Source organism: Actinomadura sp. DC4 (genome assembly GCF_030406325.1).
GTDB lineage: Bacteria > Actinomycetota > Actinomycetes > Streptosporangiales > Streptosporangiaceae > Actinoallomurus.
Map to the genome: position 1 here is coordinate 126,557 of NZ_JAUEQY010000001.1, position 12,446 is coordinate 139,002.

The 12,446-nt window shown below is 70.6% G+C and carries 12 protein-coding genes and 1 pseudogene; 11 read left to right on the forward strand and 2 right to left on the reverse strand.

Annotated features, from left to right (window positions below; all coding sequences use genetic code 11):
* Positions 1 to 46: 46 nt before the first annotated feature.
* From QWU11_RS00565 to QWU11_RS00605, 9 genes are all read left to right on the forward strand, one after another.
* Positions 47 to 952, forward strand: a complete 906-nt coding sequence (locus tag QWU11_RS00565) for a site-specific tyrosine recombinase XerD (protein WP_290103323.1) — start codon at positions 47 to 49, stop codon at positions 950 to 952.
* Positions 953 to 1,103: 151 nt separating this feature from the next.
* Positions 1,104 to 1,991, forward strand: coding sequence for a ParA family protein (locus QWU11_RS00570; RefSeq protein ID WP_290102938.1), 888 nt, complete (start codon positions 1,104 to 1,106; stop codon positions 1,989 to 1,991).
* Positions 1,992 to 2,063: 72 nt separating this feature from the next.
* On the forward strand, positions 2,064 to 2,891 hold the full coding sequence (locus QWU11_RS00575; protein ID WP_290102939.1) for a segregation/condensation protein A: 828 nt from the start codon (positions 2,064 to 2,066) through the stop codon (positions 2,889 to 2,891).
* A complete protein-coding gene (gene scpB / locus QWU11_RS00580) occupies positions 2,884 to 3,516 on the forward strand; it encodes an SMC-Scp complex subunit ScpB (protein WP_290102940.1) in 633 nt (210 codons plus the stop codon). The genes QWU11_RS00575 and scpB overlap by 8 nt, the downstream gene beginning before the upstream one ends.
* A complete protein-coding gene (locus QWU11_RS00585; RefSeq protein ID WP_290102941.1) occupies positions 3,513 to 4,250 on the forward strand; it encodes a pseudouridine synthase in 738 nt (245 codons plus the stop codon). The genes scpB and QWU11_RS00585 overlap by 4 nt, the downstream gene beginning before the upstream one ends.
* A 25-nt stretch (positions 4,251 to 4,275) precedes the next feature.
* On the forward strand, positions 4,276 to 4,638 hold the full coding sequence (gene aroH / locus QWU11_RS00590; protein WP_290102942.1) for a chorismate mutase: 363 nt from the start codon (positions 4,276 to 4,278) through the stop codon (positions 4,636 to 4,638).
* 458 nt (positions 4,639 to 5,096) lie between these two features.
* Positions 5,097 to 6,311 carry an AAA family ATPase gene (locus tag QWU11_RS00595; protein ID WP_290102943.1) on the forward strand — a complete coding sequence of 405 codons (1,215 nt, stop codon included), beginning with the start codon at positions 5,097 to 5,099 and terminating at the stop codon, positions 6,309 to 6,311.
* A gap of 41 nt (positions 6,312 to 6,352) precedes the next feature.
* Entirely contained in the window at positions 6,353 to 6,982 is a 630-nt protein-coding gene (locus QWU11_RS00600) for a hypothetical protein (RefSeq protein WP_290102944.1), read from the forward strand.
* Positions 6,983 to 7,185: 203 nt separating this feature from the next.
* On the forward strand, positions 7,186 to 8,274 hold the full coding sequence (locus tag QWU11_RS00605) for a prephenate dehydrogenase (protein ID WP_290102945.1): 1,089 nt from the start codon (positions 7,186 to 7,188) through the stop codon (positions 8,272 to 8,274).
* 172 nt (positions 8,275 to 8,446) lie between these two features.
* Here QWU11_RS00605 and QWU11_RS00610 read toward each other — a convergent pair.
* Together QWU11_RS00610 and QWU11_RS00615 are read right to left on the reverse strand one after the other, a co-directional pair.
* Positions 8,447 to 9,556 (reverse strand): annotated as a pseudogene (locus QWU11_RS00610) (MFS transporter); the annotation flags it as partial.
* A gap of 25 nt (positions 9,557 to 9,581) precedes the next feature.
* Positions 9,582 to 10,205, reverse strand: coding sequence for a GntR family transcriptional regulator (locus tag QWU11_RS00615; protein ID WP_290102946.1), 624 nt, complete (start codon positions 10,203 to 10,205; stop codon positions 9,582 to 9,584).
* 135 nt (positions 10,206 to 10,340) lie between these two features.
* On the opposite strand from QWU11_RS00615, the gene cmk reads away from it, so the two are divergent.
* Positions 10,341 to 11,039 (forward strand): (d)CMP kinase, encoded by a 699-nt coding sequence (gene cmk, locus QWU11_RS00620; protein ID WP_290102947.1) that lies wholly within the window; start codon positions 10,341 to 10,343, stop codon positions 11,037 to 11,039.
* Positions 11,036 to 12,418, forward strand: coding sequence for a ribosome biogenesis GTPase Der (gene der / locus QWU11_RS00625; RefSeq protein ID WP_290102948.1), 1,383 nt, complete (start codon positions 11,036 to 11,038; stop codon positions 12,416 to 12,418). The genes cmk and der overlap by 4 nt, the downstream gene beginning before the upstream one ends.
* The last annotated feature ends 28 nt before the right edge of the window (positions 12,419 to 12,446 follow it).

The following is a 12,446-nucleotide window of genomic DNA, read 5'->3' on the forward strand; positions in this document are numbered from 1 at the left end:
AGGTGCCGCGCTGATATCCGCCGCCGGTGAAGAGCTCGGACGAGCGCTGCGGGACGAGGTCCGCACCTACCTCGACCATCTCGCGGTCGAGCGTGGACTGGCCGCGAACACGCTCAGCTCCTACCGGCGCGACCTGCGGCGCTACGTCGACGTGCTGGTCGAACGGGGACGTACGGCGATCGGGCAGGTCGGCGAGGACGACGTGGTGTCGTTCCTGACCGGCCTGCGCGAGGGCGACGAGCTGCATCCGCCGCTCGCCGCCGGATCGGCGGCCCGCGCCGTCGTCGCCGTGCGCGGCCTGCACCGCTTCGCCGTACGCGAGGGGCTGTCGGCCGCCGACCCGGCGCGCGGCGTACGGCCGCTCGCGCCGCCGCGCCGGCTGCCCAAGGCGATCGCGATCGAGGACGTCGAGCGTCTCCTGGCCGCGGCCGGGCCGGGCGACACGGCGCGCGACCTGCGCGACCGCGCGCTGCTGGAGGTGCTGTACGGCACCGGCGCGCGGATCTCCGAGGCGGTGGGCCTCGAGGTCGGCGACGTCGAGCTCACCGACGCCGTCGTACGGCTGCGGGGAGCCAGGGACCGCGTCGTCCCCGTGGGCCGGTACGCCCGCGAGGCCCTTGAGGCCTACCTGGCGCGCGCACGGCCCGACCTGAACGTCCGCGGCCAGGGCGGCACGGCGCTGTTCCTGAACGCGCGGGGAGGGCGGCTGTCGCGCCAGAGCGCCTGGTCGACCCTGCGGTCGGCGGCCGGCCGCGCGGAGCTGGCCGACGTCTCGCCGCACACTCTGCGGCACTCTTTCGCGACCCACCTCCTTGACGGCGGCGCCGACGTTAGGGTGGTCCAGGAGTTGCTGGGCCACGCGTCCGTGACGACGACCCAGATCTACACGCTGGTCACCGTCGATCGGCTGCGTGAGGTCTACGCCTCGGCACATCCACGGGCCAATGTCTGAATCAATTCCGCGGCGGCCGGTGTGCCGCCTTGCCGCTCCTCTTGACAGGCCATAGAGTCGCCAACTTGACGGCATTCCGAGGGCGCCGGGGAGGTTCGAGTAGCTGGTGACTGAATCCAGCGCGCAGCAGGAGAGAGCACGATCCGAGAGTGTGCTCTCGACCGCGATCGCGACCGATCCGCGAGACGCCGCGCCGCTAGGCCCGACGCAGCGTCCCAAACCGTCGTTTCCCGATCCCTCCCCGCTGACCGAGCACGGGCCCGCCCGGATCGTGTCGGTCTGTAACCAAAAGGGGGGCGTCGGTAAGACGACGACGACCATAAACCTCGGCGCGGCACTTGCCGAGCAGGGCAGACGCGTGCTGCTCGTCGACTTCGACCCCCAGGGCGCCCTGTCGGTGGGCCTGGGCAAGGGCGACCCCCGCCAGCTCGACCTCACGATCTACAACCTGCTCATGGAGCGGGGCGTGGAGACCGAAGAGGTCATCCTGGAGACCAGCGTCGAGGGCATGGACCTGCTGCCCAGCAACATCGACCTGTCCGGCGCGGAGGTCCAGCTCGTCCACGAGGTCGGCCGGGAGTACATCCTGGGCGGGCTGCTCAAGCCCGTCGTGGCCGACTACGACTACATCATGATCGACTGCCAGCCCTCGCTGGGTCTGCTGACGGTCAACGCGCTGACGGCGAGCCAGGGCGTTCTCGTCCCCCTTGAGTGCGAATACTTCGCCATGCGCGGGGTCGCGCTGCTCATGGAGACGATCGAGAAGGTCCAGGGCCGGCTCAACCAGGAGCTGACCATCGACGGCTTCCTCGCGACGATGTACGACTCCCGTACCCTCCACACCCGTGAGGTGCTCGGCCGCATCGTGGACGCCTTCGGCGAGCAGGTGTTCCACACGGTCATCAACCGCACCGTACGGTTCCCGGACGCGACGGTCGTGGGCGAGCCCATCACCCGGTTCGACCCGTCGTCCATGGGCGCCAACGCCTACCGGGAACTCGCCAAGGAGGTACTCCAGAGGTGGCATCTCCTCACGTGAGCGGCTCCGGTGCGCACCTGATCGCACCGGAGGGCGGCAGGGGAGTGCGTGACCTCCACTACCGTTGACCAGGTGAGCGAGCCGGCCGCGGAGGAGCACAAGCGCGGATTCGAAGTGCACCTCGACAACTTCGAGGGTCCCTTCGACCTGCTCCTGGGCCTCATCGCCAAGCACAAGCTCGACATCACCGAGGTCTCCCTCCACAAGGTCACCGACGAGTTCATCTCCTTCATCCGCTCGTACGGCCGCGAGTGGGACCTGGACCAGGCGAGCTACTTCCTCCTGGTCGCGGCCACCCTGCTCGATCTGAAGGCCGCACGGCTGCTGCCGTCCGGCGAGGTCGAGGACGAGGAGGACCTCGCCCTGCTGGAGGCCCGCGACCTGCTGTTCGCGCGGCTCCTGCAGTACCGCGCCTACAAGGAGGTCGCCGCGGTCTTCTCCGGCCGCATCGCCCGCGAGTCGCGCCGCTTCGCCCGTACGGTGCCGATGGAGCCGCGGTTCGCCAACCTTCTGCCGGAGGTGCTGCTCGGCCTCGGCCCGGCGGAGTTCGCGCGCCTGGCCGCCAAGACGCTGGCGCCCAAGCCCGTGCCCGCCGTGTCCGTGGAGCACATCTACGCGCCGCAGGCGAGCGTACGGGACCAGGCGAAGCTCCTGGTGGAGCGGCTGCGGCGCATGGAGCGCGCGACGTTCCGCGCCCTGACCGCCGACTGCGCCGGCACGTTCGAGATCGTCGCCCGGTTCCTCGCCGTACTGGAGCTCTATCGCGAGCAGGTGGTCGCGCTGGAGCAGCTCGAACCCCTCGGCGAGCTGTACATCACCTGGACCGGCACCGACGACGGCGAGATCATCGTCGGCGACGACTACTCCGGACGCCCCGTGGAGACGAACAACGATGAGTGAGCCCGACCAGCCCCCCGCCGAGAACGGCGGGCCGGCGCCGGCGTCCAGGGCGCTGTTCGACGCACCGGAGACCACGTCCGCCGAGCCGCCCCTGCGGGCCGGGCTGGAGGCGATCCTGCTGGTCGTGGACGAGCCGGTGCCCGAGGTGACCCTCGCCCAGATCCTCGAACGGCCGCGGGACGAGGTCGCCGCGACTCTGCGGGAGCTGGCGGCGGAATACACCGCGCAGGCGCGGGGGTTCGACCTGAGGGAGATCGCCGGTGGCTGGCGGTTCTACACTCGAGATGTGTGCGCCCCTCTCGTGGAGCGTTTCGTACGGGACGGGCAGCAGGCGCGGCTGACCCAGGCCGCGCTCGAGACGCTCGCCGTGATCGCTTATCGCCAGCCGGTCAGCCGGGCACGGGTGTCGGCGATCCGCGGCGTCAACAGCGACGGCGTGATCCGCACGCTGACGATGCGCGGGCTGATCGAGGAGGCGGGGCAGGATCCGGAGCACCAGGCGCTGCTCTACCGGACGACCACCTTCTTCCTCGAACGACTCGGCCTGAACAGCGTCGACGAGCTGCCCGAACTCGCGCCCTACCTGCCCGACGATCTTGAAGGTATCGAGGAAATCCAGCAGTGAACCAGACCAATGAGGGCGTGCGGCTCCAGAAGGTGCTCGCCGAGGCGGGCGTCGCCAGCCGGCGCGCCTGCGAGGACCTGATCGCGGCCGGGCGGGTGACCGTCGACGGCGAGAAGGTGACCTGGTTCGGCGCCCGCGTCGACCCCGAGCAGGCCGTCATCCACGTCGACGGCAAGCGCATCCCCACCCGTACCGAGCTGCGCTACTACATGCTCAACAAGCCCCCCGGCGTGGTCAGCACCATGTCCGACCCGCGCGGGCGCAAGTCGCTGATGGCCTACGTCGGCGATGTCCCCGAGCGGCTCTTCCACGTCGGGCGTCTCGACACCGACACCGAGGGCCTGCTCCTGCTCACCAACGACGGTGAGCTGGCGAACCGCCTCATGCACCCCCGTTACGGGGTCTCCAAGACCTACCTCGCCGAGGTCCACGGCCCGATCGGCCGCGACCTCGGCCGGAAGCTCAAGCACGGCGTCAAGCTCGCGGACGGGTTCGCCAAGGCGGACGAGTTCCGCATCTTCGACCAGGTCGGCAGGCGGGTCCTCGTCGAGGTGACCCTGCACGAGGGGCGCAAGCACATCGTGCGCCGCCTGCTCGCGGAGGTCGGTCACCCGGTGCAGCAGCTCGCCCGCACCGAGTTCGGACCGCTCAAGCTGGGTCGGCTCAAGTCGGGCACGATCCGGGCCCTCACCACCAAGGAGATCGGCGAGCTGTACGCGGCGGTCGAGCTCTGACCGGCCGCGACCCTAGGGAGGTTCTGTGGCGGTACTAGCGGTACGCGGGGCGATCCAGGTCGACGCCGACGACCGGGACCAGATCCTGGAGCGCACGGCCGAGCTCGTCACCGAGGTGATGACCCGCAACGCCATCACCACCGACGACGTCATCAGCGTCATCTTCACCGCGACCCCGGACCTGACCGCGGAGTTCCCGGCTCTGGCGGCGCGCAAGCTGGGCTTCCACGAGGTCCCGCTGCTGTGCACGACCGAGATCGGCGTGCCGCACGCGCTGCCCCGGGTGATCCGGCTGATGGCCCACATCGAGTCCGACCGCCCCCGCTCGGACATCCAGCACGTCTACCTGCGCGGCGCGGCCGCACTGAGGGTCGACATCGCCCAGTGACCTGAGACCCGCAGCGGGCGCCGGCGTCAGCGGCCGAGGCTCGTCCGGAGGGGGACGCCACCGGCCACTGCGGTGGCGGCCCCGGCCGGTCCATGACTGGGGGCGAGAAACCCCTCATCGCCTGCGGCGGGGGTGATCGGAGTGATCGCCGCCCGAACCGGCCACGGTCCCGCACCGCCGCTCAGGCTCCGATGAATCGGGTACCTCCTGCGCGACGTTCTACCGGAAGATCTGCGTCAGAGCGTGAACTGTATAGGACCGGCCGAAGAACGCCCATTTCACCCGAAGTGCTCGGCCGAGGGCCTTGTATGCGTCAGGCCGACGGTTACCGATCGCGATCCGCGATATAACTTCGAGTTGATCGTCCCTTCGCCTCGCTCGCTTACTGAGCTGCTGTCAGAGTTCGAGCACGGTCGTGAAGGTTCGCAGGCAAGGATTAAACGTGGAGGAGGTGGATCATGGACGATCGGCTGATCGAGCTTGAGGTGGAGAACTTCCGCAGTTTGCGCAAGGTTCGCCTTCCATTGGGGCCACTGAACGTGCTGGTCGGGCCGAATGGGGCAGGCAAGAGCAACGTGCTAGAGGTCTTCCGGTTCTTGGCTGATGTGATCCGCACGGACCTTGAGCCCGCGCTCAACGACCGAGGCGGCTTCGACGAGGTCGTCTTCTGGGGAGGTGATCAGCCTCCAAGCTCGATCCAGATCAAGCTCATGGCGACCTGGACCAGGTACAGCAGCCCTAGCGCGCCTGACGAGTACGATCTGCGGATCGCGCGACGGCGGAACCAGAGATCCAAGGAGATGTCCCTTTCCCGGCGAGAGACCTTTCAATTCAAACGGACCAAGGGCCGGGGTCGCAGAATCACCATCACCGGTCAGAAGGTCGAGGTTGTGGGAATCGGCCGTGATGACGACACGTCCTCGGAGCGTTCCATCGGCATTCGGCGGCTGAGCAGTGGACTTTCGACGTTGCCGCGACTGGCTGATGAAGAGGGCGGCACCGAGGTCACCACCATGGCCGGTCACCTGCAGTCGTTCAGAGTCTTTGACGTGAACGTTGGAGCAGCGCGGAGACCGGCGAAAATCTACTCGCCGGGGGCTCACCCTCGACTCGACGATGCTGCGGGAAACCTGGCCGAGTTCCTCCTTGCTCTCGCCGATACGAATCGTGACCGCTTGGCGGCGTTGATCGCCGATGCCACCCAGGTGCTGCCACAGCTCAAAGGCATCGGCTTTGAGTTTCCCTCCGGGCCCGCGCGAGAGGCCGTCGTCGTCCTGCACGAGTGGGGCCTGCGACGTTCCACCCCCCTCGCGGACGCGTCGTACGGAACCATCCGACTGCTCGGGCTGCTCGCCTTGCTGTACGACCCGGATCCGCCGGCGCTTACATGCGTGGAGGAGATCGATCACGGGTTGCACCCGCAAGCCTTGGAACTGCTCATCGAGCGGTTGCGAGAAGCCAGCGAACGCACGCAGTTCCTCATCGCGACGCACTCACCGGCGTTCGCGGACCGTCTCAAGCCGGAAGAACTGATCATCTGCGAGCGACGGAGTGACGGTTCCTCGGTCATTCCGGCGCTGTCCACTCGGCAGATCAAGGAGACGGTGGCCAAGAGCGAGGGACTTCCCCTCGGCGATCTGTGGTTCTCGGGGGCGCTCGGAGGAGATCTGTGAGCCCTCATGCCGGCACAGGCTGCCGCGCTCAGAAGAAGCCGGTGGTCGTTCTCGCGGGCGAAGACAGGAATGATCGTAGGAGCCTCCGCATTATCCTCGAAGAGTTGCGTCCGGACATGCGGGGCCGACTCGTCGAGATCAGCCCTCCGGTGCGGCTCCGGGAGGCATCTCCGGCGAATCTCGCCCACAGGGTTGGCAAACTGGCGAATCTGGCCCGGGCCCGCGCTGTTCGTGAAAACGCGGAGTTGGCGTGCGTCTTCGTCCATGAGGATCTCGATGCCGCCGACAGCGAGGCGTATGTCCAAACCAGAGAGCGCGTGCAGAAGGCGTTAGAGGCAGAGCTCGGCAACGTCCACTACGTGCTCGCCGTGTGGGAGATGGAGGCGTGGCTCCTGCTCTTCCCCGAGGCGCTGACGGCTCTCGTCTCCACGTGGAAGATCCCGGCCAAGTACCGAGCTAGGGACACAGGGCGGTTACAGGACCCGAAACGCATAATGATGCGTGAAGTCACGAAGGCGCCACGTCGCTATCGCGAGTCCGATGCCCCGGACGTACTCGCGACGGCGGTGGCGTTGGGGTGTCACGAGCGCCCAGCCGGCGGCAACCGGTCCTGGGATCGGCTACGCGAGGACATCGCCCAGTGTTGTGGGCGCCATCTCCAACAGCGTTAGACGGCGGCATCCGGCATGTTCCCGTGCGCGACGGTCCACGGGAAGGTCCGCGTCTTCGGTCTCAAGAGCGGCTCGCCGTCCTGATCGGACAGCGCACTCCGTGAGGTCCGGGTCGTCCGCAGGCCACGTAATGTGACAGAGCAGGGCCCGCGTCCGGGTTCCGGGCGGCCGGAAGGCGGGTTCTCGATACGCTGAGGGCTCACGTGGAGGTGACAATCATCGGCGAAGCGCGGCGGGTCGTCGTCATCGGTACCGGCATGGTCGGGACCTCGGTGGCTCTCGCCCTGCGTGAGCGTGGCGACGAGGTCCGGCTCGCCGACCGTGACCCCTTCGCCGTGCGCCTCGCGGTCGAGCTCGGGGCCGGTGAGCCCCTCCGTGACGCCGACGGCGACGGGCCCGCGGACATCGCCGTGCTGGCCGTGCCGCCGGCCGCGGTCGCCGCGACCCTCCTCGACGCGCAGAAGCGCGACCTCGCCCGCGTCTACACCGACGTCGCCAGTGTCAAGGCGCGGCCGCTCCGCGAGGCCGCCGAGCTGGGCTGTGACCTCGGCTCCTTCGTCGCCGGGCACCCCCTGGCGGGCAGTGAGCGCTCCGGCCCGGCCGCGGCGCGCGGTGACCTCTTCCTGGGGCGGCCCTGGGCGCTGTGCCCGACCCCGGAGACCTCACAGTCGGCCGTGGCCGCCGCCGCCGCGCTGGCGGAGGCGTGCGGGGCGCAGATCGCCGTGCTCGACGCCGAAGAGCACGACAAGGCGGTCGCCCTGGTCTCCCACGGGCCCCATGTGGCCGCCGCGGCGGTCGCCGCGCGGCTCCAGTCCGCGCCCGAGGCCGCGCTCGGCCTGGCCGGGCAGGGCGTGCGCGACGTCACCCGCATCGCCGACGGCGACCCCGAGCTGTGGATCGGCATCCTCAGCTCCAACGCCGCGCCGGTGGCCGACGTGATCGACGCCGTCGCGGCCGATCTCGCCGCGACCGCCGCGGCGCTCCGCGCGGGGCTGGAGACCGCGGTCACCGCGCTCCTGGAGCGCGGCGGGGCCGGCCGCGACCGGCTGCCGGGCAAGCACGGCGACCGGGGCGGCGCCTACGCGGTCGTGTCGGTGGTCATCCCCGACCGGCCCGGTGAGCTGGCGCTGCTCTTCCAGACGGCCGGCGTCGCGGGCGTCAACATCGAGGACGTGATGATCGAGCACTCGCCCGGCCGCCCGGTCGGTGTCGTCGAGCTGAGCGTGAAGCCCGACGCGGCGCAACGTCTCGCAGACGAGCTACGGGCGCGTGGCTGGTCGGTTCCCGGCTGAGGTCACCGCCCGAGCCGGCCCGCCAGGGCCGCAGGAGCAGCGCCAGCCGTACGGTGCCCACGACGATCATGCAGGTGATCGGGATGAAGGCGACCTGGAACGACGGCGCGTCGTACCCGCCGCCGGTGGCGTCCAGCAGCGCGCCGGCGCCGAGCGAGGCGGTCATCGCGGCGGAGAACCCCCCGATGTTGACCAGGCCGGACGTCACGCCGCCGCGGCTCGGCGGGTTCGCGTCGCGGGCGAGGTCGAAGGCGAGCATCGAGGCCGCGCTTCCGGTGGCGCTGACGAAGACGAGGACCACCGCGAACGCCACCGGCAGCCGCCCGCCGGGCCAGGTGACCGCGAGCACCCAGACGGCGGCGAGCACCGCGGCGACCACCACGATCAGCCGGCCGCGCAGGCCGGGCCGGTGGCCGGCCACCCAGCCCATGGCGGGCGCGACGGCCAGCGGCGCCGCCGCGGTCAGCGTGAGGGTCAGCCGGGCCGGGCCCGGCGCCATGCCGAGCCCCTTGACGAGGTACGGGTAGCCCCACAGGGTCGCCAGCACCATGAACGAGGACATCAGCGTGAAGTGCGCCCACAGCGCGGTGCGCGTGCCGCGCTGGGCCAGCGCGGCACGCAGGTCGACGAGAGCCGGCGTGGTCGTGCTGGACCGTTCCACGGGTCCCTCGGGATGATCTCTCACCCAGCGCCGTACGACGGCGGCGAGCGCGACGCTGAGGACCGCCGTGCCGAGGAAGGTCGGCCGCCAGCCGTACTCACGCAGTGAGTACGACAGCGGTACGGTGCCGCCGACCTGGCCGAGCGTGCCCGTCATCGCGGTGAGCGCGGTCAGCAGCGCGAACCGCCGCCGGGGGAACCACGAGGAGGCCAGCCGGATCACGCTGATGAAGGTGAAGGCGTCGCCCAGGCCGACGAGCCCGCGGCCGAGCACCGCGAGCGGCATCGCGTGGGCGAAGGCGAAGAGCGTCTCGCCCGCGGCCATCGACAGCAGTGCGGCGGCGAGCATCCGGCGCGGGCCGAACCGGTCGGCCATGATCCCGCCCGGCACCTGCATCACGAGGTAGACGCCGAGCTGCAGGATGGCGAAGGTGGACAGCGCGGTCGCCCCGACGCCGAAGCGTTCCTGGGCGGCCAGGGCGGCGACGCCGAGGCTGGTCCGGTGGAAGAAGGCCATCAGGTAGGCCAGCGCTCCGACGCCCCACACGCCCCAGGCTCGGCGGCCGCCGAGCGGGTGGGACAGGATCGTACGGCCGGGCGGCGGCAGGACCGCGGAATTCACGAAAGACCTTTCGGGGCAGGGGTGTTCAGGAGCGGGCGTGCAGCGCCGCGCCGGCGGTCTGCAGGTGCCGATGGATCGCGGCGCGGACGCGCCGCCGGTCGCCCGAGCGCACGGCGTCGAGGATCTCGGCGTGGTCGCTGATCGCGTCGGCCGTGCGTACCGGGTCGTCGGCGGTCAGCCGGGCCATGCGCAGCTGCCGGTCGCGCAGCGCGTCGTAGAGCTGGGTGAGGATGTCGTTGCCGGCGGCGGCGACGAGCGCGCGGTGGAAGCACCGGTCGGCGCGGGCGAACTCCCGCCCGTCGCCGCCGGCGGAGTGCTCCCGCATCGCCGCCAGGAGGGTCTCCAGCTCCTCGACCAGAGCGGGACCGAGGGTCGCCCGGCCGGCGGTGAAGGTCTCCACCAGCTCACGGGTCTCCAGCACGTCGGAGATCTCCTGGGAGGAGACCGGCAGCACGAGAGCGCCGCGCTTGGGATAGAGGCGTACGAGGCCCTCGGTCTCCAGCCTCAGGAGCGCCTCGCGTACGGGGGTGCGTGAGACGCCCACCTCGGCCGCGACCTCGCCCTCGCTGAGGAGCGCGCCACCCGGGTAGGCGCGGTCGAGGATGGCCTGCTTCAGGTGGTCATAGGCCCGGGAGGTCGCTGTCGTCATCTTGTATCTATGTTACATACGAGACGTATGCCTCATCCGCCGGGGCGATGCCACGGGTCCCCCGGTTCGGATCAACCCGGCCCGGCGGACCGGTAGCCTCGTACGTTGCTGACAGGTACGGGAGAGGATGCACACGTGACGCTCGTCATCGCCATGGACGGCCCATCCGGTTCGGGCAAGTCCAGCGTCTCCAAGGGCGTGGCCCGTGCCCTGGGCCTGCGTTACCTCGACACGGGGGCGATGTACCGCGCCGTGACGTGGTGGATGCTGCGCGAGGGCGTCAAGGTGGAGGACCCGGCCGCCGTGGCGGCCCGCGCGGGCGAGCCCGACCTGCGCTGCGGCACCGACCCGGACGACCCGGCGATCTCCGTGGGCGACACGGACGTCTCCCGGCCGATCCGCACACCCGAGGTCACCGGAGCGGTCAGCGCCGTCGCCGCGGTCCCGGAGGTGCGCGAGCGTCTCGTCGCACTCCAACGAGAGATCATCGGTATCGGCGGTATTGTTGTGGAGGGCCGGGACATCGGCACGGTCGTCGCGCCGGATGCCCCGGTCAAGATCTACCTCACCGCGAGCCCGGAAGTACGCGCGCGGCGGCGCAGCAAAGAGCTGAGCGGCGCCACCGTCTCCGCGACGCAGGCCGACATGGCCCGCCGCGACCGTCTGGACTCCACCCGCAAGGCCGACCCCCTCACCCGGGCGGCCGACGCGGTCGAGGTCGACACCACCAGCCTTGCCCTACCCGAGGTCATCAGCGAGATCGTGCAGATCGCCAAGGGCGCCGACGCCGGCGCCAGTGTGCGTGAGGCGCTGTCCAGCGAGGAGCGCCCATGAGCGAGAGTCAGCATGCCGACGTCATCGACATCGGGGACGAGGTCGAGCACGACGTCGCGCCACCCCCCGTCGTCGCGGTCGTCGGCCGGCCCAACGTCGGCAAGTCCACCCTGGTCAACCGCATCCTCGGCCGCCGTGAGGCGGTCGTGGAGGATGTGCCGGGTGTGACCCGCGACCGGGTCGCCTACGACGCCGCCTGGGGCGGGCGCCGCTTCACCGTCCTCGACACCGGCGGCTGGGAGCCGAACGCCGAGGGCCTGGCCGCGGCCGTCGCCGACCAGGCGCGCCTGGCGGTCGACGCCGCCGACGTCGTCCTGTTCGTGGTCGACGCCACGGTCGGCTCGACCGACACCGACGAGGCCGTGGGCGATGTCCTGCGGCGGTCCAAGAAGCCGGTCGTGCTGGCCGCCAACAAGGTCGACGACGCCCGCGCCGAGGCCGACGCCAGCATGCTGTGGTCCCTCGGCCTCGGCGAGCCGCTCACCGTCTCGGCCCTGCACGGCCGGGGCAGCGGCGACCTGCTCGACGCCGTGCTGCGGGCCCTGCCCGAGGAGGCGCCGCCGGAGACGTTCGGCATCGCCGGCGGCCCGCGCCGCATCGCCCTGCTCGGCCGGCCCAACGTCGGCAAGTCCAGCCTGCTCAACAAGCTGGCGGGGGAGAACCGCGTGGTCGTCGACTCGGTCGCCGGCACCACCCGCGACCCGGTGGACGAGCTGATCGAGCTGGGCGGCCAGACCTGGAAGTTCGTCGACACGGCCGGCATCCGCCGCCGGGCCCGCGAGAACCAGGGCGCCGACTTCTACGCCACGCTGCGCACCCAGTCCGCGCTCGACCGCTCCGAGGTCGCGGTCGTCCTCGTGGACGCGAGCGAGCCGCTCGCCGAGCAGGACCTGCGGATCATCACCATGGTGATCGAGTCCGGCCGCGCGCTGGTGCTGGCGTTCAACAAGTGGGACCTGGTCGACGAGGAGCGCCGCCACTTCATCGACCGTGAGATCGACCGTCAGCTCCACCACGCCCGCTGGGCGCCCCGGGTCAACATCTCGGCCCGTACGGGCCGGCACGTGGAGAAGCTGGTGCCGGCGATCGAGGCGGCGCTGGCCGGCTGGGGCGAGCGTGTGCCGACCGCGCGTCTCAACACCTTCATGACCGAGCTCGTGGCCGCCAAGCCGCACCCCGTACGCGGCGGAAAGCAGCCGCGCGTCATGTTCGCCACGCAGGCGGGCGTGCAGCCGCCGCGGTTCGTGCTGTTCACCAGCGGGTTCCTGGAGGCGGGCTACCGGCGCTTCATCGAGCGCCGGCTCCGCGAGGACTTCGGTTTCGAGGGCACGCCGATCGAGATCAGCATGAAGATCCGGGAGAAGCGCTCCCGCAAGTGACGGAGCGGCCGCCGGCCTCAGGCCGGCG

Bases quoted from the DNA above. Each gene is read 5' to 3' on its own strand.
- QWU11_RS00595 (WP_290102943.1), top strand. From the start codon at position 5,097: ATGGACGATCGGCTGATCGAGCTTGAGGTGGAGAACTTCCGCAGTTTG.
- scpB (WP_290102940.1), top strand. From the start codon at position 2,884: ATGAGTGAGCCCGACCAGCCCCCCGCCGAGAACGGCGGGCCGGCGCCG.
- QWU11_RS00615 (WP_290102946.1), bottom strand. From the start codon at position 10,205: ATGACGACAGCGACCTCCCGGGCCTATGACCACCTGAAGCAGGCCATC.
- der (WP_290102948.1), top strand. From the start codon at position 11,036: ATGAGCGAGAGTCAGCATGCCGACGTCATCGACATCGGGGACGAGGTC.